Here is a 19374-nt window from a genome sequence, read left to right on the forward strand (position 1 = left end):
TAGAGGGGATGACTATGCTAACGTCGCAGAACCAGGTGTTTAGAGAAGCACTTATCCTGAAAGAATCTCTCATACAGCTAAGAAGAGAGCTTCATCAATATCCTGAGCTCAGTTTCCAAGAATACAAGACATCAAGTGTCGTGAAACGAGAACTGGAGAGGATCCCTGGTATGAAAGTATATGCAGGTCTTGAGCATACAGGATTATCCACCGGAGTAGTTGGAGAACTGGCTTTTGGCGATGATGGTCCTGTCATAGCCCTGCGAGCAGATATGGATGCTCTTCCTATCGAGGAAGAAAATGAAGAAGACTATCGTTCAAAACAGCCGGGAGTCATGCATGCTTGCGGACACGATGCCCATACGACAATCGTCCTTGGAGCAGCACGCATTCTAGCTGAAAAAGTAAAGCCGGCTTTTGCCGGGACGATAAAGTTTATTTTTCAGCCTGCAGAAGAAGACACAGATGAACAAGGGGTAACAGGCTCTCCGTATATGATCAGCCACGGAGTACTTGATAATGTAGATGTGGCTTTGGCCCTTCATATGGATCCTGAGTACCCTGTCGGCCATGTCCGCCTTCATGAAGGACCCAGCATGGCTAATGTGGACACATTTACAGGCTCCATCCACGGAACCGGAGGGCATGGAGCCTACCCTCATTTAGGGACGGATCCAACATGGATGCTTTCATTCATCTTGCAGAGCATCCATGGTATCAGCGCCAGAAAAGTTTCGCCTTTAGAGCCAGCAGTGATCAGTGTCTGTCATATTGAAGGCGGCTCTTCAACAAATGTTATACCGAGCAAGGTTCTTCTTGAGGGTACAATGCGCAGCTATACAAAAGAGACAAGAAAAGAGCTGGAGGAAGAACTGCACCAGGCATTTGCGGTTGCACAGTCATTAGGCGGGAGTTATGAACTTGAGGTGAAAAAAGGGGAGCCAGCTTTAAATAATAGTTCTAAAGCAATCAATCTAGTAAGAGAGACCATTGGAGAGTTTTTCCCAGAAATGGTCATTCATGACAAACCATACGGTTTAGGTGGTGAGGATTTCGGATATATGGCAGAAAAGGTTCCTGCCGCTATGTTTTTTCTTGGAGCTGGCAAGGATGACCGCAAGGATCGAGGTCTTCACATGCCTTGCTTCGATATTAATGAAGAGGCGTTGCCGGTCGGAGCATCTATTCTTGCAGGATCTGTTCTAAAATTCATGTCCGATCCTCAGCTTTAATTTTTACTAGGAGGATGGCAATATGGCACACAAACTTGCATTTATAGGCTTTGGAGGAGTCGGCCAAGGATTGGCAGATATTCTTTTGTCTAAAAGTGATTGGCTCAAGGATGAATTTGACACTGACTTTCAGGTTGTCTCCATTTGTGATTTATACAAAGGATCTCTTCATGATCCAAATGGACTGCAGCTGGACAAAGTGATGGATGTATTAAAGGAAGATGGAAATTTCGACAGGTATCCAGACTCTCCTGATCTTGTCAGAGGAATGGACAGTATGGAAACCATTGAAGCTTCCAATGCCGATACAATGATTGAAATAACGTTTACTGATGTTAAGACAGGACAGCCTGCAATTGATCATTGCAAGAGAGCATTTCAAAGCGGGAAAAACGCAGTTCTTACAAACAAGGGACCGGTTGCACTTGCATATGAGGAGCTTAAAGAATTAGCTGATAAAAATGATGTACGGTTTCTATTTGAAGGTACGGTGATGAGCGGTACTCCAGCACTTCGAATGCCATTAACCTCACTGGCTGGAAATAAAATTAAACAAATCCGAGGCATCTTCAATGGTACGACCAATTATATGCTGACAAAAATGGAAGAGGGCATGAAATATGAAGAAGCTCTTGCCCAGGCACAGGAGCTTGGATACGCTGAAGCTGATCCTACAAGTGATGTAGAGGGGTATGATGTCCTTTATAAAGTTGTCATCCTGGCAAACGTTGTAATGGGGGTTCCGTTAAAGAAAGAGGATGTTGCCTGCAAGGGAATATCTCACCTTTCCTCAGAAGACATTGAACAGGCAAAGGAAGAAAGAGCAAAGTGGAAGCTTATCGGCAGACTGGAAAGAACACAGGACGGAGTAAAAGCTTCTGTCGGGCCGGAAAAGGTAGCAGAAGGAGACCCTCTATCCAGCATTTCAGGGGCGCTCAATGCTGTTACGTATGAGTGTGACCTATCAGGACCTGTCACTCTTGTCGGAGCCGGCGCCGGTATTCCAGAAACAGGTTTCGCCCTTTTAATTGATTTGATTAATATGGAACGACAGCAAATATAAGTGTTGCAGGGATCATGCGAAACTTTGTGAAGAAAGGTGGCGAGGAACATGGCAACAAAATTATTAGGCCAGAAAATGCTTTTAGCAGGTGAGTGGGTAGACAGAGAGGATAAAATCAAAGTCTATAACCCCGAAAATAATCAGTTGATTGATACAGTCCCGGCAGCTAGCAAAAAGGACATGGAGCTTGCGATAGAAAAAGCAAAGGAAGGCGCTAAAATAGCTGAATCGTTATCGGTAAAAGAAAGAATGGATATTCTTCAGGGGGCTGCTAAACGTTTACAAGAGAGACATGAAGAATTTGCCCGAATGATAGCTCTGGAAGGCAGCAAAACAATTAAAGAAGCCAGAGGAGAAGTAACACGAACGATCGAAACCATTCGTATCAGTGCGGAAGAAGCAAGAAGAATGACTGGTGAATCAATTAATTTCGATCAAAATGCCGGAAATGAAGACCGGATGGGTTACTACTTTCGTTTTCCAATCGGTATTGTTGCCGCCATCACACCTTTTAACGATCCTTTAAACCTTGTGGCTCATAAGATTGGCCCTGCTATTGCTGCAGGAAATGCGATTATTGTGAAGCCAGCTTCAGAAACGCCATTAAGTGCCTTAAAATTAGCAGAAGCTTTTACAGAGGCCGGATTGCCTAAAAAGGTAATGACTGTTATTACTGGAAGAGGCAGAGATATTGGCGATACTTTAATTGAGAATAAAGAGATTCGCATGATTAGTTTTACCGGAGGACTTGAAACAGGGGAAGCAATTGCCAAAAAGGCGGGGTTGAAGAAGGTATCTATGGAACTTGGTTCTAATTCACCGGCTATCGTCTTAAAGGATGCTGACCTGGATCATGCTGTTTCCTCAACTGTATCTGGTTCTTTTGCTGCCGCAGGACAAAACTGCCTGGGTGTCCAAAGAATTTATGTAGAAAAAGACCTGTATTCATCCTTTAAAGATAAATTTGTACAACAGACAAAAGAGCTAAAATCCGGAAACAAGCTTTCTGAATATACTGATATGGGTCCGCTTATTAATGAAAAAGAAGCTAAGAGAGTGGAAAAAATGGTTGAAGATGCTCTAAAAGATGGAGCAGAGCTTTTGACAGGAGGAAAAAGGAACGGAGCTTTCTACGAACCTACCGTACTAGCGAATGTTCCCAGGCATGCGGCAGTGGCTGTAGAAGAAATTTTTGGGCCGGTCGTTATCCTTTCATCTGTTGATTCCTTTGAAGAGGCAATAGAAAAAGCAAACGATGTTAATTACGGTCTTCAGGCTGGTATATTTACAACAAATGTAAACAAAGCCATGCGCGGGGCTCGCAGGCTCCAGGTCGGAGGAGTCATGATCAATGACAGCAGTGATTTCAGGATCGATGCCATGCCGTTTGGCGGTGTAAAAGGCTCCGGGCTTGGAAGAGAAGGTGTCAAATATGCCATGAGAGACATGTCAGAAGAGCGTGTCGTCTGCTTTAAACTAACTGATGAAGAATAATATAATGGGCCAGTGGACAAAAGGGGAAGCCTTTTTGTCCACTAAGCTGGAAAGATGAAAGGTGGGTTGTCAATGTTGTTATTCCCTAAAGAGGAATTCTTAACTAGAATGAATTACACTAAACAAAAAATGCTTGAATACGGAGTTGAGGTGTTATTAATCTCAAATCCGTCCAACATGAATTATTTAACTGGTTATAATGCCTGGTCGTTTTATGTTCATCAAATTCTAGTAGTGATGATTGACGAGGAACAGCCCATCTGGATTGGAAGAGAAATGGATGCCCATAGTGCGAAAGTGACAACATGGCTTGATACAAATCATATTATTTCCTACCCGGATGAATTTGTGCAGTCGAGCATTAAGCATCCAATGGACTTTGTAGCAAATATCCTGGAAGAGATAGGGCAGGGTAACCGAAAGATAGGTTTAGAAATGGACTCTTTTTATTTTACAGCTATGTGTTATGAAAGAATTGTCCATGGACTGCCCAATGCTGAATTTAAAAATACCAGTACTCTCGTAAACTGGGTAAGGGTTGTGAAATCAGACCGTGAAATAGAGTGCATGAAGAAAGCTGGAAGAATTTTAGAAAATGCCATGAAGGCTGCTTACGATACAGCAGATGTAGGTGTGAGGGAAAATGATGTAGCTGCTGCTATTTATCAGGCGCAAATTAGCGGAACACCTGATTACGGCGGCGATTATCCTTCCATTGTCCCAATGATTCCGACCAGTGAAAACACAGCAAGTCCCCACCTGACGTGGACGGACAGAAGGTATAAGTATGGAGATTATCTCACCATTGAAATTGCAGGATGTTATAATCGGTATCATACGCCGATGGCAAGAACAATGGCTATTGGAGAGGCGCCTGGCAAAGTAGAAGAACTTGCCGAAGTCGTTGTAGAGGGAATTGAAACAACCATTGATGCTATTAAGCCTGGGATAACTGCAGAGGAAGTGGAAGCAGTTTGGAGCAGGAGTATTGCCAAGCGAGGCTTCTTTAAAGAATCACGCTTAGGTTATTCCATTGGTCTCAGCTATCCTCCTGACTGGGGTGAGCATACCATTAGTTTCCGCAAAGGAGACCGGACGCTGCTGCAGCCTAATATGACATTTCATTTAATGCCTGGAATCTGGCTTGATGACTACGGAGTTGAAATTACTGAATCGATTCGTGTCACCGAGTCAGGATGCGAGCTTTTGGCTGATGTACCAAAAGATTTATTTATAAAAAAGCCAGCATCGTATTCAGGCCTGTCACTAGTTGAAATTCCTGAAAATCAAGTGGAGTTCCCAAAAAAAGCCGACTTCTCTTCATAGAGAACGGCTTTTTTCTTTGGAGCAAATCATACTCATTTTTAGGCGTTACGTGGTAGGATAAATAATAAGGAAGGTTTTTTGGCAGAAAGGTACGGGATTTACGTGAAAAATGTTCAATCGTTTTTGGGAATTGCTGCGTTTTCCGCAGTTTTTTTATATTTACTGCATTTGTTTATACCCATAGAAATTCTCCCTTACATATATAGTTTTCTCACATTTCTTTTGTTACTGTGCGGGCTGGTTCTTATCAATCCGGTGAACAAGATTGTAGTGATTTCTTTATTAGTCCTTGGCAGTCTGATTTTCTTCAGATATAAGGTGGATATGCAAACGATATGGCTCAGTTTTGGAGAAAACTTGAACCTCCTTGCATTATTTCTTCTGATCCCTCTATATGGAACCTTGATGTCTCAAGCAGGTTATTTACAAGCTTTAAAGACAGCTATTGCCAGAAGAGAACTTACAAAAAAGGCGAGGCCCTATCGGTTAGGGTATATCTTAACAGCTTCCATGGGTTCCCTCTTAAATTTAGGCTCCATGCCTTTAGTTCACCGAATCAGCGAAGAGAGCTTTTCAAAGTATGAGGAAAAGCGTTTTGGAATGACACTGCTGCGCGGCTTTGGATTCTGTATGCTTTGGTCTCCTTATTTTGTGAACGTTGGGCTTGTGCTTGTTCTTTATGATTTATCCTGGCAGGAAATCGGTATATACAGTCTCTTTCTCGCCTTTGTTTACACAATTGTGACTGCTTTGTTTTTTCCGTTTCTTTCCTTTAAAGATGATAGAGATCACACTCTTATACAAAATGAAACGAGAATAGACAGGGAAACAAGGCGTTTATTATGGGCGTTTGCGGCTTATGTTATAATTCTTTTGTTTTCCTCTTTTTACTTAGACAGTGTGCTGGAGATCAATATGCTGACTGTAGTCTCCATTCTTGCATTGATTCTTCCTTTGGCCTGGTCCGTTGCTGCCAATGTAACAAAGGAATTTCTAAGCGCAGGAGCTGGGCATATAAAAGGGTCCTTTGTAAAGCTTCATAATGAGTTAACTATCTTTATTACAGCCGGATTTATCGGGGTAGCTTTATCTGAAACAGAAATTGGAGAGGTCTTATCTGAAGCCTTGTTGTACATGTCGCAGGGAATTGTGCCTGTCTTTTCTTTCCTTTTGGTAGGAACAGCCATTTTGCTTGCATTTATAGGAATTCATCCAGTCATTATAGTGATAGGACTGGGGAGTTCTCTTTCTCCCGAGAGCTTTGGTGTGGAGGCATCATACATGGGACTCTTAATGCTTGCAGCCTGGACACTTTCTACTCAGCTGTCTCCATTTTCGGGCTCGGTCCTTTTGGCATCTCATCTGATGAAAACTTCGCCCCTGGAGATCGTGAAGAAAAATGTTGTCTTCATTTTTGTTATTATGTTTTTGTTTACTTTTTTACTCTGGGGCATCCATGGTATCCAAAGTATGTAGCTGTATTAATCCTTTATAGTCATTTTACGAGCAAATGATACGGACTTTTGTGGTCTGGGCCTGTAGTTAGTAGCTGCGGCGTCAAATAGAAATTTGCATAAGAAAGAAGGGAAGTGCGTTGGAACAAAGACGTTTATGGCCTCTCTATGTACTTATATTTTCTGTCATGCTTGTCTGGGGGCTGAATGTAGTTGCTCTGAAAGTTCTGGTGGACTTTATGGCACCTGCATCTATGCAGGCACTTAGAATTTTTCTTGCCGGCCTGACTGTATTTATTATTATTTTTCTTCGGAAAAGCTTTAGGAAATTAACGAAAAAAGAATGGAAAATTACGATTGCTGCCTTGCTGTTCGGTGTAGTGGGGCATCACTTTTTTTTGGCAATGGGGCTTACAGAAACTACGGCCTCTAATGCATCAATTATTTTAGCATTGCTTCCTGTCACCACTTCCGTGTTGGCGATGATGATTCTCGGTGATCCCTTGACTAAGCTGAGGTTTGTCGGAATCTTGTCTGCATTTACTGGAGTCTTCTTGATTGTATTTATGGGTGATGGGGACTTCGGGGCCTTAACAAGAGGAGATATATTTATTTTTTTGGGGATGGCTACCCAGGCGCTGAGCTTTATTTTTATTAGGCAGGCAACAAGTACAATCAGTCCTGCTTTGATGACTGGCTACATGTTTATTGTAGGGTCCTTTTTCTTGCTGGTCCTAAGTGTAGTATTTGAGCCTAATGGAATCAGGGAGATGTTTACGGCACCGTTGTATGTATGGGCCATATTTATAGGTTCGGCTGTATTGGCAACAGCTGTAGGACATCAATTGTTTAATGGAGCCATCCAAAAGATAGGGGCTGGCGAAACAGCGGTATTTAATAATCTTGTTCCTTTTTTTGGATTGGTTAGTTCTGCACTTCTTTTAGGTGAAAACATAACTCTGCCACAAATTGCAAGCTTTACCTTTATCGTAATTGGTGTTTTGTTTGGTACAGGGTATGTAGAAAAGAAATTTATTCTCTATAAAAACAAAAAAAGAGAGACAGATCATCTCTCTCTTTAAAGGAACAGTCACGATGCGTTCCTCCCTTTATTTTGATTCTTTTTTTCAGGGACCGGATCAAAGCCGCCAGGATGAAAAGGATGGCACTTTAAAAGGCGTTTTATGGTCAGCCAGCTGCCCTTAAGTGCTCCATATGTTCTTACGGCCTCCAGGCTGTATTGAGAACATGTCGGATGAAAGCGGCATGTTGGCGGGGTTAATGGTGATATAAATCGTTGATAAAAACGAAGAATTTTGATTAGGATAAATTTCATCGGTTTCTCCTCGTAAGACGTTTTCTTCTACATCTTAGCAGAAAGAGAAAAGTGGTGTAAGGGGAAAATAAAGAGGGATTCCTTATATGCTTTCCAGTAAATTTAATGTTTGACTATGCACGAGAAAGGGCAAAAGAATAATAAGCACAAACAAATTATACTTTACCAAAGAGGTGAGCTTTCGAGTGAAACACTTTGCACATCGTTCCATTAACAAAAAGCATAATGGCCTAAATAGTACTCAGGAAGTGCGTTATGCAAAAATTTTCAGGAAAGCTGATAAAGAAATAGAACAAATGCAAAAAGAGCAAAAGTAAAATAAAAACTGGACCAAAACCAAGATAAAAAGAATGGCCTCACTGTTTGTGGGTGCCATTCTTTTTATTTATACGTTAGTTGTTAAAATGTGAAAATCATGCGGACTGATCGCGATAATACTATAAAGAGAGGGTCTTCTAATGAACAAGTGTTGATGTCAGCAGCCTTCGCACAGAACATAAAAAAGATCGCAAGTCACCTATCAAGGGTTGTAAGGTGACTTGTGATCTTTTTAACCCTGCAAAAATTCTCCAAAATAAATATTTTACAGAAAGAAAAGAGGGTGGGACAAAATCAGCTAAATAGAAGGGACTTCACCGTCGGTGAGGGCCCTTACTTATATTATAATTCTGTTGGTTGATTGTTAAAAATACACTCGCTTGCCGCAGGCAAGGCTTCAGCTAGCCGGGTGAATCCCCCGGCTGATCTTCAGCTCTTGCTTTTCCTGCAGGCGTCTTGTGATGTTTGAACAATCAACGTCTATGTACACAAAAAGGATACCTTCTGATAAAGTTAAACCACCACAACCTAACAGAATCGGAGGTATCCTTATATTTAAAGATTATAACATGAATCAAGTCGTTTTGCCGATGGACCTTTTTTATAAACTCCAGGAAAATGATGTTGCTTTTGCGGTCAATGATCTCGTGGAAACTATACCGGATGAAGCATAAGAAAAGCTGATTGATGATGAGGCAATCTTCATTGATGGCACAAAGGTGGAGGCAAACGCGAATAAATTTACTTTTGTCTGGCGTAAATCCGTTGAAAGGTACAGCGCCGGCTCAGTGGAAAAGTCGAATCAACTTTATGAGGAGCTGCTAAACCAGGATATCATTCCTGCCATCGAACGGGAGAATCTCGAGGAATTATCTTCTGAAGAGCTCGAAGAGGTCGTACAAGAGCTTGAGGAAACCGTTGAAGATTTTGATAAGCGAATCGAAGAATCGACAGATACGAAAGTGCGCAAGCAGCTTCGATCAGAACGAAAAACACCCAAACAATATCGTAAGCAGTTTAAGGATTTTGTTTTACGCAAACATAAATATATGCAGGATCTTGCGATCCTGGGAGAGCGAAACAGTTACTCAAAGACGGATCATGATGCCACCTTTATGCGGATGAAGGACGACTATATGAAGAATGGGCAACTAAAAGCCGGGTATAATCTGCAGATTGCAACCGAAAGCCAGTACGCTCTTGCTTACGATATCTTTCCAAACCCTACTGATACCCGGACGTTCATCCCTTTTTTGGACACAATTGAGGAAGATTTTTTCTCTTTGCCATCTTATATTGTGGCTGATGAGGGTTATGGAAGTGAACAGAATTATGAAGACGTGTTTAACAATCGTCAGCGAACCCCACTCAACACATACAGCATGTATCGCAAAGAGAAGAAAAAAGCATATAAGAACAACCCATTCAACGTAAGTAACTGGATCTTTGACCAGGAGACCGATTCTTTTACCTGTCCGAATGATAAGAAACTGAGCTTGGTCGACAAGAACAGATAAATCAGGATTTGAACGTAAGTTTAAGGTTTATGAAAGTAAAGATTGTTTGGAATGTCCACTTCGTTCTCAGTGTACGAAAGCCAAGGAAGGAAGTAACCGCAAGGTTTATTATAATGAGAAGTGGGAAAATCAAAAAGCCTATATTCAAGAAATGCTTTCAGACGAAGAAACCGGCGAGCTCTACGGGAAGCGTAAGGTCGTTGTGGAGCCAACCTTCGGATTTCTGAAGGCTAATTTGCGTTTCACCCGAATGTCGGTGAGAGGAAAAAAACAGGTGAAAAACGAAATTGGATTTGCATTACTGGCGGTGAACTTGAGAAAGTACACCGCCCATAAGCCCCATCATCCCAATTCTGATCACCAAAAAGGTGCCAGCTATCGAAAATCGATAACTGACACCTTTTATTTCATTTCAGAGACTGTTTTGTCCCAGCCTCTTCTCGACAATCTAAGCTTGCCGAATGGCAAGCTTTTTATTTTATTAGCTTACATAAAACGTAGCCTTAGGTTGAAGAGTAGTGCGGAGCTCATTCATTTCCCCTTCACTTAAACGAACCATTGGAAGACGAACATCTCCTGAAATGATACCTTTCAGCTCTAAAGCAGCCTTAACTGGGACAGGGCTTGGAGCTGCAAACATAGCTTTCATAAGCGGCAGCAACTGTCGATGTCTTTTGGCTGCAAACTGAGGATGCCCCTGTAAAAAGGACTGAACCATTTCCTGCATTTCATTTCCTAAAATGTGTGAAGAAACAGAAACGATTCCTGTTCCGCCAATAGCCATTATCGGAAGAGTTAAGCTGTCATCTCCACTGTAAAGAGAGAAGTTGTCAGGTGTTTCTTCCACGATGCGGGACATAGCATCTAAGTCACCGCTCGCTTCTTTTGTTGATACGATATTCTCAATATAGGACAAGCGGATCGTTGTTTCCACTGAAACATTTACGACGCTTCGCCCTGGAATATTATAAATCATAACTGGAAGGTTTGTTGCTTGAGCAATAGTCTTAAAATGCTGGTATAAGCCTTCCTGAGACGGCTTGCTGTAATAAGGAGAAACAAGCATTACAGCATCTACACCAACTTGTTCTGCTTTTTTAGTTAATTCCACTGAAGCTTTTGTATTGTTACAACCGGTACCGGCAATGACAGGAACTCTGCCACTAACTACTTTCACTACATGTTCGAACAAAAGAAGCTTTTCCTCTTTTGAAAGTGTAGGGGATTCACCAGTAGTTCCTGCGACAACGAGTGCGTCCGTTCCGTTTGAAATTAAATGATTTACAAGCTTTGTGACTGCGTTAAAATCTACTTCTTCATTTTCATCAAATGGTGTAACCATTGCTGTTAATACACGACCAAAATTCATGTACATCACCCTCTTCATAAAATATCGTTCATTTTTCACCAAGTTCTTTTTACCGGGTGAGGGCAGGTTCTCAACGTAGTCAGTCGTTGGTACACCTGAACGTAAAAAAGCAACAATGAGAGGGATGTCTCATTGTTGCATAACGTTCAGTAATCTACAGAACCGTTTATGCGTGAGATAGCCCTCCATACAGCGCGTCATTGGCGCTATATGACAGTTACGTATTTATTCAATACGAAACCAGCTTCGAGTTCATGAGAAGCTCTCCACTTCGGCAAATCCCCCTTTCTGTAACATTCCACGGCTCTCATGTGCCTCCTGTTACATACTAATGGTCTTCGCGCCTCTAACCTCACTTCCAGTAAAGAAGCAGGATATAAAATTGATTTTCTACAGAAACTGTATCAAACCTTTTGATCAATTGCAATGGGTTTTGATAAGAAATTTGTTGTATTTTCTTGTTCTTACAGGTTGTTTGCCCTTGTAGGTTTGATGGTAAACATCTGATTTAAATAGTAAAGACTGGAAAGATAAGAGTGATACCTGTCCTGAAAGAGAGGCGCAGGATAACCTGCCTTCCTAAAATTGTCTTTGATTCTATCCTTTCCCGGATTAACACAGATATAAAACGCAAAATATAAAAAAGAGAAGAAAGGAGGTAAAAAGCGTGATAAAAAAACTGACAATACTACTATTGTTTGTTTTTCTAATATCAGGATGTGTCATTGAACAAAGGCATGAGATCGGTGCAGATCGTGGAAAAGACCAGGCTTATAATGATTTAGGGATAGAGTCGGCAAGAAAGCATGAAGGTATTTTAAGCGATATGATGATACCAGATGATGCTCCCGGCAGAGAAGGCGATAAAACCGGCGAAATTATTCGGTATGGAAGAAGTACTGAGGAAGACACCTGGCACGAAAAAAGAGACAGAAGGTTCGGGAGTGGGGATCGGCTATGGTCAAGGAGGCCAATGACTATTAGACAAAGTCCTCAGGCTGGGGAAACGCCCTATTTTAAAGAGGGAACTCCTGGGTCTTTAGGCTACGAAGAACCTGATGTAGAGATGAAAATGCGTCTCTTGCAGGCAGACGAAATTGATGAAGCCTATGTTGTGGAAAAAGAAGGTCATTTTTTTGTAGGAGTTCAATCACATGAGGACGATAAAAGGAAAGTTCATTATTTAATTTACAGCTTTTTGTCAGATGTAGTGGATGAAGATCAGCTGCATATCTTCACAGATAGAAAATCAGTTAACAGAATCAGAGCAGCGGAGAAGGGTGAAGGAAGATTTGAAAGTCACACTCTCCACGATTTCCTGAAGGATATAGAGTACGAATTTCAGCGACCAGGCGAAAACTGGCCTTATTAAATTGTTAGCTCTGTGTAAGGCCAAGGTTGATTTTTTATTTTTATTGTTAGATAAACGTTCGAGTAACCTTAAGGAACATTATTAAAAAGCACGATTAAATAATAAGCTTTTATGGAGTCTCTTTTAGTTCATAAGTCTGTTAAATAGAAAATAAAACGTATACTTCTTTAGTGAATTACTTTGTCCACGGGTTCTGTGAGATGGTTAGATCGCATATTTCAGAAGCCGGCAGGAGTGAACCCTTATGAAATGGTTCACATCCCGAATGCTTCATCCTGCTGTCTTCTGCTCACTTATCCTTCGTCATCTACGCCAGTACTGGAAGGACAGAGTTACTCTGTTCTTTATTTATTACATAAAAATGCTTGAAGGGAAGTAATTGCTAAAGATGTTATTCCTGTAACTGTATATATAGAACCTGGTTAAAATACTCCCTCTCTCCTTGTAACATCAGTCCAAACGATTTCCATCTGATTATGGGCTAAAAGGATGTTGTCAAAATGCACCTCCACCATAGAACATTCGTGTTCATCTGAGTCTTCAAAGCAATCGGCAAGGGAATTTTTTAAGTGGGTTAGTTCAGCCATCTTACTTGTATGGATCGCGTGAAGCTCTTCAAATTCAAATGGCACAGGCAGAGCCAGGAGTTCCACTGCTTCCTTTTCCATTTGTTCAATAGGCTCTAATATGTCAGTAAGATTTTCATTTTCTTTTCCATGAATGTTCATAGCAAGTGTTTCAAGGTGAGCATTTGAACGATCTATATAATATTCATAAAGATCAGCATAATCTTCTGACCCTTTTGTATGCTGCAGCCGCTTTTGGTTTTGAACTTTATCATTTGGGGTAGTGTCTGTTACATTATTTTTTTCATAATGAGTCCTTTCTAAATCACTTTCTAAGTCATCGACGGCTCCCTCTCCACAGGCACCGAGCAAGGCGACAAGACACAATAAGCCAAAGAGCAATTTGTATATTTTCACGGTTTTTCCTCCTTATCCCTGATCCAGGATGCTTTTTCTTATTTTGGAAAAGGAAGTCGATAATTATGCGGGAGGAATGAAAAGAAAAAAACCTGTTAATATTTTAGTTATTAGGCTAAAATGTAGGTAATAAAAAAAACCTCTTTTATTTTTAAGGCTTTTTCCCTTATAATGAAATATGGGAATAAAAGATGCATGGGGGGCCGTCTTCTATGTCGTATTTGCAGCAAATTGCCGTGGAGCTTCCGGAAGATATATTTTCGGAAATAGAGCATTTGTCAAAAGAGGAAATAGATTCCTTTTTTCGAAAAGTAATCGAAAATCAAATTGAAAAAAAGAAAAGCACCGACATTCGTTTTCAAATGAAACGAGGGTATCTCGAGATGGCCCAGATTAACTTGGGGATTGCTGAAGAATTTGCACAAGCAGATGAGGAAGCATTAACCATCGGAGAGCAGGCAGTATTACAAGAAAAAGGGGTATAATGCCTGCTCGCCCTGCATACCCTTTTGAAAAGGGATCAGGTGAAGGAGGTGAACGGATGAGTTGAGTGATACGAATCACGGTCATCACCATTCAAAAAAAGTAAAACGAGGCGACGTCTTTTTTGCTGATCTTTCACCTGTTGTAGGGTCTGAACAAGGAGGCGTGAGGCCGGTACTAGTTATCCAAAATGATATTGGAAACCGGTTTAGCCCAACGGTCATCGTTGCAGCTATTACAGCGCAGATTAAGAAAGCAAAGCTCCCTACACATGTGGAGATTGATGCAAGCAAGCATGATTTTGACCGAGACAGTGTAATCTTGCTTGAACAAATTCGGACTATTGATAAGCAGCGTTTGACAGATAAGATCACCCATCTTGACGATGCGATGATGGAAGAAGTAAAGAAAGCGCTCGACATTAGTTTAGGATTAATGGATATTTAGGATTTACATAAATTAACGTCCCTACATATTTCGTTTGAAAAACACGCCTCGTTTTAGGCGTGTTTTTTGTCGTTACTTTAAATTTTCTTCTTTTCGTGTAGATAACTTCTAAAATGATAAAAATAAGGGTATAGCCAATGGAAGTTGTCTGTATTGGAGGGAGAAAAATGAGAGAATTTGCGACACCGCAAGTCGTCGTGAGCAAGTGCCTTGAATTTGACGCGTGCAGATATAACGGAGAAATGATTCCAAACAAAACGATTCAGCGGCTTTCTTCTTTTGTGAACTTCATTCCAGTTTGTCCAGATGTAGAAATCGGCTTAGGGGTACCAAGAGATACGATTCGCCTTGTAGATAATAATGGAAGTAAGGAAATGATCCAGCCTTCTTCAAAGAAATATATAACAGGTGAAATGCATAAGTTTTCAGAACGATTTATAAAAAGCTTACAAGAAGTCGATGGATTTCTTTTAAAAAACAGATCCCCTACATGTGGCATTTCTGATGCTAAGGTGTACACTGGAGCTGAGAAAGGGTCAGCGACTAAGGAACTGGGGAGCGGACTTTTTGCTGAAGCAGTTTTATCACACTTTTCTGGCTGTGCTGTAGAGGATGAAGGAAGACTTAGCAATTTTACGATAAGAGAACACTTTTATACGAAGATTTTTACTCTAGCTGCCTTTAAGGAAAAGAAACGCACGCAAAAGATACATGAGTTAGTAAATTTTCATGCCAGACAAAAATTTTTACTTATGGCTTATGATCAGAAAAGTGTGAAAAAGCTTGGAAATATAGCCGCTAATCATGAAAGACTGCCGGCAGAGAATGTGTTTGAAAAATATGAAGCTGCACTAAAACATGCGTTACAACAGGCTCCTTCTACCAAGCGTTATATTAATGTGTGTGAGCATGTATTTGGTTTTTTATCTTCGGGGCTACATGCTGGTGAGAAAGCTTTCTTTCTTGATATGCTAGAAAGGTACAGAGAAAAAAAGATACCTTTAACAAGCATTACCAGTATATTGAAATCCTGGGCCGTTCGATTTGAGGAAGCATATTTACTGAGGCAAAGTTTTTTTCTGCCTTATCCAGAAGAACTTGTCGAAATTAGCGACTCCGGAAAGGGACGAGCGTATACGTAAGGAGAGAGGAAACAATGAATTCAACGATCGAAACCATTTTATCCCACCGTTCAGTAAGGTCATTTGAAAACAAATCACTTTCAAAAAAGACAGTTGATACGTTAATCCAATGTGCACAACAGGCTTCAACGTCAAGCTACATACAAGCCTACAGTATTATTGGAGTGACAAATCCAGACAAGAAAAAAGCATTGGCTGAGCTTGCCGGGCCCCAGAGTTATGTTGAAGAGAATGGACATTTTTTTGTTTTTTGCGCTGACTTGAAAAGACATGAATACATTGGAAAAAGAGAAGAAACAAATGTGATTCCTTCTTTAGAAAGTACAGAAAAATTTATGGTAGCTTTGATTGACGCCTCTTTAGCGGCCCAGAACATGGCAATTGCAGCGGAATCTTTGGGATACGGCATTTGTTACATTGGAGGCATTCGCAATAATTTAGAAAAAGCAAGTGAGCTCCTTCAGACACCGGATCGGGTGTTGCCTTTATTTGGCCTATGTGTAGGATTGCCGACAAAAGATACAGAGATGAAACCTCGTCTGCCTCTTCATCATATCTATCATGAAAATACGTATAACAATAATGAAGAAGTGATAGAAGGAGAATTAAGAGAGTTTGATGAGATTGTATCAGCTTATTATACAAAAAGGACAAATGGAAAAAGAAATCAAAGATGGTCGGAGCAAATGGCCTCCATGCTGAAAGATCCAAAGCGATCGTATATGAAAGAATTTGTGGAGGGGAAAGGGTTTGATGTCAGATAGATATCGATGGGGTGTTTTTCCTTTTCTTATCATTAGTTTCCTGTTGTTTTCCTGCCAAAACCATGACGAAAATCGTGAAGCAGAAACGCTGCACAGTCACAAACAATTGATTGGGGAAGAAAAGAGAAGTTGGGACAAGCAAGAGGAGATTTCCCAAAAACCCAACGAGTGGGGAGAACAAGTAACAGGAGTTTATCATCGCATGGCGACTGATGAAAAAGTCATTGCTCTGACGTTTGATGCCTGCGGAGGACCGCAAGGGGATCAATATGATGAAGATCTGGTTGAATTTCTTATAGAGAACCGAATAAAGGCGTCTTTGTTTATTAATAAAAGGTGGGCTGAGCAAAATCCTGAAAAGACGAAAGAGCTGGCGGATAACCCTCTTTTTCGCATAGAAAATCATGGGACAGATCACGTTCCTCTTTCTGTTTCAGGGCAAACAGCGTGGGGCATACAAGGCACACAAAGTGAAGAAGAAGTTCATTATGAAGTAGGAGAGGCCCAGAAGGAACTAACAAAGCTGACTGGTGAACCGCCTGTCTTCTTTCGTTCAGGAACCGCATACTATGATGAAGTTGCCGTAGCAATCGTTGAAGAGTTAGGGTTAGAGGTGTTAGGATTTGATGTGGCAGGCGATGCGGGGGCAACATATTCTGCAGAAGAGGTGAAAAAAGCTCTTCTTGACAGCAGGCCCGGATCTATACCCTTGCTCCATATGAACCAGCCGGGAAGCGGGACCGCTGAAGGGGTAAAAAAAGCTGTACCTAAATTGTTAGAAGAAGGATATGAATTTGTCCATCCACATGACTATCCTTTGCAAAGATAGTAGAAATCAACGTTACTCTGGAGATGAAAATCTTCAGAGTTTTTTTATGTTTTAAACAAACAGAAAATATGTAAAAGTGTCAAAATAAAATGTGAAAATGTAAAGATTTTCTTTTTCGTTTTTGATATAATTACAATATCAACAACCAACTAAGAACAACTGTGAAGGAGGAGGGCATGTCTCTCAGGGACGTGACACAGAATATATGTGGAAAAAAAGCCTAAAAATAATTATCCTTTCATCGTTTGCTGTAATAATCGCTTTAATATTATCTGTGCAGCTCTGGTCGAGCACCGATCAAGGGAAGCTGCCATCAAAAACTGCGGTTATCCTTCACGCTGTAAATAATAACTTAATTCCATTAGATATTGAAGCGCCTGCCTTTCTGGCTTCAACGGGTTCATCCAACCCTGAGGTAGTGATGTTAAGAGAAAATTATGAGACAGAAGTTTCCGATGGCCACTCAATCGATTTAAGGGTCTATCGTTATTCAAATGTAGAAGAAGCTCCAATCATTTTGTATTATCACGGAGGGGCTTTTCTTGAAGGCTACGGAAGTATTGACACTCATGAAAATGTTATGAGAGGGCTGGCAGCCAGAACGGGTGCCATTGTTATAGGGGTTGGCTACCGGGTTGCTCCTGAGCATATTTTCCCTGCGGCCGTGGAAGACAGCTACGATGCATTACTCTGGGCTTATGACCACGCAGAAGAGCTTGGAGGAGATCCTTCACAATTAGCCGTAATTGGAGACAGTGCCGGAGGGAACCTTGCTGCTGTAGTGACAATGATGGCAAAGGACCGGGAAGGACCGGAGATTGCAGCTCAAATTCTTTATTATCCGTTGACAACATTCCGGGATGTAGAGTTTGCCTCAAGAACTGCATATGACAGCGGATATTATTTATTATCCAGGCAGGTCATGCTTAAAGCAAGAGATGCTTATACACCGGAAGAGGATATGTGGTATAACCCATATACTTCCCCGCTGGAAGCCAAGGACATAGATGGACTTCCGCCAGCATTTATTGTTACTGCTGAGTTTGATCCACTTAGGGATGAAGGTGAATTATACGGTAAAAAGCTTCATGAAAATGGGATCCCAGTAGAAACGGTGCGATACAGAGGAGTAATGCACGGATTCGTTTCATTCTATGAAGTAATGAGGAGCGGTGAGATGGCTATGAACCATAGCGTTCGCTTCCTGGGAGAAGCTTTTGCAGGGGAGGTAAATGAGGTACCGGAGGAATTTGAAATTGCTGTTGAACAGCCTCCCCAAGGAATTGCAAGAATAAAGGAAGAGGCAGAGGCATATGCGATTGCAGCTTTTTTAATCGGACGAACCACCTGGTCTCAGTTTCATAATTGGTAGTGAGATAAGAGAGCTTCTTGAAAAAGAACGCTCTCTTTTTTTTGGTTATAGCACACCGCCTCCTGAAATTTTCACAGACTCTCCCACGATGTTTTTGGCGCTGTCTGTAGCCAGAAAGGCAATGGTATGAGCCACTTCCTCAGGTGAAGTAATCCTTCCAGATGGAAGAGAGGCATTTACTTTTTGCAGCTGTTCAGGCAAAGTACGATGTTGTCGTTTCCCGGCTTTTTCAATAGCCTGGCTCCCCATTTCTGTATCTACATAACCGGGACATACCGCATTCACTCTAATTCCATGCTGGATGGCTTCAACTGCAAAAGAGTGGGTAAAGCCAATCAATGCAAATTTGGAAGCAGCGTAAGCAGTATTTCCATAGGTTCCTCTTAAACCGGATAGCGAGGAAACATTGATGACAGCACCTTTCTGCCTTTCTTTCATGTCAGGATAAACAAGCTGGGATAATAATACCGCAGATGTATAGTTGATGTGCATAACTTTTTCCATCACATCTTGTGTGAGTTCCTCAAGTACGTTCCCACCTAACACACCTGCACTGTTAATAAGTATGGTGACCTTGCCATTTTCCTTTTTTGCTTTGTGAACTAGCTCCTCTCTATCTTCATTATTTCCTATATCACAAGGAAATGAGGCTATAGATATATCCGGCCTGCTGTTTGTTAATTCGACTATAAGGGCAGCAAGCTTTTCTTTATTCCTTCCTGTAATTGTAATATCTGCTCCCATGGAAGCGAGGAGCCTGGCTGTTTCCTTTCCGATTCCGCCAGTTGCTCCTGTTATTAAAGCATGCTCACCAGCCAGCGAGTCTTCACGGAAAATAGACATTATAACCCTCCTGTTTTTTGACTTCTTGTA

19 protein-coding genes, 1 pseudogene and 1 riboswitch are annotated in these 19374 nt (G+C 41.3%); of the genes and pseudogenes, 16 read left to right on the forward strand and 4 right to left on the reverse strand.

The features are described from left to right. Positions 1–14 precede the first annotated feature (14 nt). From CEF17_RS05400 to CEF17_RS05425, 6 genes are all read left to right on the forward strand, one after another. The gene (locus CEF17_RS05400) at positions 15–1232 is read left to right on the forward strand and encodes a M20 metallopeptidase family protein (RefSeq protein WP_100398622.1); all 1218 of its coding nucleotides are present in this window, start codon (positions 15–17) and stop codon (positions 1230–1232) included. A 22-nt stretch (positions 1233–1254) separates the two neighbouring features. Next, entirely contained in the window at positions 1255–2295 is a 1041-nt protein-coding gene (locus tag CEF17_RS05405; protein WP_100398623.1) for a homoserine dehydrogenase, read from the forward strand. A 48-nt stretch (positions 2296–2343) separates the two neighbouring features. Continuing rightward, positions 2344–3789 (forward strand): aldehyde dehydrogenase family protein, encoded by a 1446-nt coding sequence (locus CEF17_RS05410; protein WP_100398624.1) that lies wholly within the window; start codon positions 2344–2346, stop codon positions 3787–3789. 72 nt (positions 3790–3861) lie between these two features. After that, positions 3862–5115 (forward strand): M24 family metallopeptidase, encoded by a 1254-nt coding sequence (locus tag CEF17_RS05415; RefSeq protein ID WP_100398625.1) that lies wholly within the window; start codon positions 3862–3864, stop codon positions 5113–5115. A 78-nt stretch (positions 5116–5193) separates the two neighbouring features. Continuing rightward, a complete protein-coding gene (locus tag CEF17_RS05420) occupies positions 5194–6591 on the forward strand; it encodes a hypothetical protein (protein WP_100398626.1) in 1398 nt (465 codons plus the stop codon). Positions 6592–6709: 118 nt separating this feature from the next. Beyond that, a complete protein-coding gene (locus CEF17_RS05425; protein ID WP_100398627.1) occupies positions 6710–7651 on the forward strand; it encodes a DMT family transporter in 942 nt (313 codons plus the stop codon). A gap of 8 nt (positions 7652–7659) precedes the next feature. Here CEF17_RS05425 and yidD read toward each other — a convergent pair whose 3' ends face one another. Beyond that, entirely contained in the window at positions 7660–7905 is a 246-nt protein-coding gene (yidD, locus tag CEF17_RS05430; RefSeq protein WP_100398628.1) for a membrane protein insertion efficiency factor YidD, read from the reverse strand. Between the two features lie 185 nt (positions 7906–8090). Between yidD and CEF17_RS05435 the strand changes: the two genes are divergently transcribed. Further along, complete coding sequence (locus CEF17_RS05435; RefSeq protein ID WP_100398629.1) at positions 8091–8222, forward strand: YfhE family protein; 132 nt, start codon at positions 8091–8093, stop codon at positions 8220–8222. 552 nt (positions 8223–8774) lie between these two features. Beyond that, positions 8775–10290 (forward strand): annotated as a pseudogene (locus tag CEF17_RS05440) (IS1182 family transposase). Here the strand turns inward: CEF17_RS05440 and dapA are convergent. Beyond that, complete coding sequence (gene dapA / locus CEF17_RS05445) at positions 10222–11109, reverse strand: 4-hydroxy-tetrahydrodipicolinate synthase (protein WP_100398630.1); 888 nt, start codon at positions 11107–11109, stop codon at positions 10222–10224. The pseudogene CEF17_RS05440 and the gene dapA sit on opposite strands and share 69 nt — an antisense overlap. A gap of 170 nt (positions 11110–11279) precedes the next feature. Continuing rightward, a riboswitch (Lysine riboswitch) is annotated at positions 11280–11466 on the reverse strand. 310 nt (positions 11467–11776) lie between these two features. Between dapA and CEF17_RS05450 the strand changes: the two genes are divergently transcribed. Together CEF17_RS05450 and CEF17_RS20820 are read left to right on the forward strand one after the other, a co-directional pair. Further along, entirely contained in the window at positions 11777–12481 is a 705-nt protein-coding gene (locus CEF17_RS05450) for a YhcN/YlaJ family sporulation lipoprotein (RefSeq protein ID WP_100398631.1), read from the forward strand. A gap of 244 nt (positions 12482–12725) precedes the next feature. Further along, positions 12726–12860, forward strand: coding sequence for a hypothetical protein (locus CEF17_RS20820; RefSeq protein ID WP_269799441.1), 135 nt, complete (start codon positions 12726–12728; stop codon positions 12858–12860). Positions 12861–12903: 43 nt separating this feature from the next. On the opposite strand, the gene CEF17_RS05455 is transcribed toward CEF17_RS20820, so the two are convergent. Further along, the gene (locus tag CEF17_RS05455; RefSeq protein WP_100398632.1) at positions 12904–13464 is read right to left on the reverse strand and encodes a hypothetical protein; all 561 of its coding nucleotides are present in this window, start codon (positions 13462–13464) and stop codon (positions 12904–12906) included. A 212-nt stretch (positions 13465–13676) separates the two neighbouring features. Between CEF17_RS05455 and CEF17_RS05460 the strand changes: the two genes are divergently transcribed. The 6 genes from CEF17_RS05460 (at position 13677) to CEF17_RS05485 (ending at position 18501) form a co-directional block, all read left to right on the forward strand. After that, positions 13677–13949, forward strand: coding sequence for an antitoxin (locus tag CEF17_RS05460; RefSeq protein ID WP_100398633.1), 273 nt, complete (start codon positions 13677–13679; stop codon positions 13947–13949). A gap of 61 nt (positions 13950–14010) precedes the next feature. Then, positions 14011–14394 carry a type II toxin-antitoxin system PemK/MazF family toxin gene (locus CEF17_RS05465; protein ID WP_100398634.1) on the forward strand — a complete coding sequence of 128 codons (384 nt, stop codon included), beginning with the start codon at positions 14011–14013 and terminating at the stop codon, positions 14392–14394. A gap of 167 nt (positions 14395–14561) precedes the next feature. Next, entirely contained in the window at positions 14562–15536 is a 975-nt protein-coding gene (locus tag CEF17_RS05470) for a YbgA family protein (protein WP_100398635.1), read from the forward strand. A gap of 14 nt (positions 15537–15550) precedes the next feature. Further along, positions 15551–16300: an oxygen-insensitive NADPH nitroreductase gene (gene nfsA, locus CEF17_RS05475; RefSeq protein WP_100398636.1), complete on the forward strand. Its 750-nt coding sequence runs from the start codon at positions 15551–15553 to the stop codon at positions 16298–16300. Next, positions 16290–17129 carry a polysaccharide deacetylase family protein gene (locus tag CEF17_RS05480; protein ID WP_100398637.1) on the forward strand — a complete coding sequence of 280 codons (840 nt, stop codon included), beginning with the start codon at positions 16290–16292 and terminating at the stop codon, positions 17127–17129. Before nfsA ends, CEF17_RS05480 begins: the two co-directional genes overlap by 11 nt. Positions 17130–17334: 205 nt before the next feature. Next, entirely contained in the window at positions 17335–18501 is a 1167-nt protein-coding gene (locus tag CEF17_RS05485; protein WP_100398638.1) for an alpha/beta hydrolase, read from the forward strand. Between the two features lie 45 nt (positions 18502–18546). Here CEF17_RS05485 and CEF17_RS05490 read toward each other — a convergent pair whose 3' ends face one another. Next, positions 18547–19344 carry an SDR family NAD(P)-dependent oxidoreductase gene (locus CEF17_RS05490; protein WP_100398639.1) on the reverse strand — a complete coding sequence of 266 codons (798 nt, stop codon included), beginning with the start codon at positions 19342–19344 and terminating at the stop codon, positions 18547–18549. Positions 19345–19374: the final 30 nt, after the last annotated feature.

Source organism: Bacillus sp. FJAT-44742 (assembly GCF_002797315.1).
In the GTDB taxonomy this organism is placed as follows: Bacteria; Bacillota; Bacilli; order Bacillales; family Marinococcaceae; genus Thalassorhabdus; species Thalassorhabdus alkalitolerans.

Excerpts from the sequence above, each read along its gene's own strand:
- CEF17_RS05400 (WP_100398622.1), top strand. The coding sequence starts at position 15 with ATGCTAACGTCGCAGAACCAGGTGTTTAGAGAAGCACTTATCCTGAAA.
- CEF17_RS05405 (WP_100398623.1), top strand. The coding sequence starts at position 1,255 with ATGGCACACAAACTTGCATTTATAGGCTTTGGAGGAGTCGGCCAAGGA.
- CEF17_RS05410 (WP_100398624.1), top strand. The coding sequence starts at position 2,344 with ATGGCAACAAAATTATTAGGCCAGAAAATGCTTTTAGCAGGTGAGTGG.
- CEF17_RS05415 (WP_100398625.1), top strand. The coding sequence starts at position 3,862 with ATGTTGTTATTCCCTAAAGAGGAATTCTTAACTAGAATGAATTACACT.
- yidD (WP_100398628.1), bottom strand. The coding sequence starts at position 7,905 with ATGAAATTTATCCTAATCAAAATTCTTCGTTTTTATCAACGATTTATA.
- dapA (WP_100398630.1), bottom strand. The coding sequence starts at position 11,109 with ATGAATTTTGGTCGTGTATTAACAGCAATGGTTACACCATTTGATGAA.
- CEF17_RS20820 (WP_269799441.1), top strand. The coding sequence starts at position 12,726 with ATGAAATGGTTCACATCCCGAATGCTTCATCCTGCTGTCTTCTGCTCA.
- CEF17_RS05460 (WP_100398633.1), top strand. The coding sequence starts at position 13,677 with ATGTCGTATTTGCAGCAAATTGCCGTGGAGCTTCCGGAAGATATATTT.
- CEF17_RS05470 (WP_100398635.1), top strand. The coding sequence starts at position 14,562 with ATGAGAGAATTTGCGACACCGCAAGTCGTCGTGAGCAAGTGCCTTGAA.
- nfsA (WP_100398636.1), top strand. The coding sequence starts at position 15,551 with ATGAATTCAACGATCGAAACCATTTTATCCCACCGTTCAGTAAGGTCA.
- CEF17_RS05480 (WP_100398637.1), top strand. The coding sequence starts at position 16,290 with ATGTCAGATAGATATCGATGGGGTGTTTTTCCTTTTCTTATCATTAGT.
- CEF17_RS05485 (WP_100398638.1), top strand. The coding sequence starts at position 17,335 with ATGTGGAAAAAAAGCCTAAAAATAATTATCCTTTCATCGTTTGCTGTA.
- CEF17_RS05490 (WP_100398639.1), bottom strand. The coding sequence starts at position 19,344 with ATGTCTATTTTCCGTGAAGACTCGCTGGCTGGTGAGCATGCTTTAATA.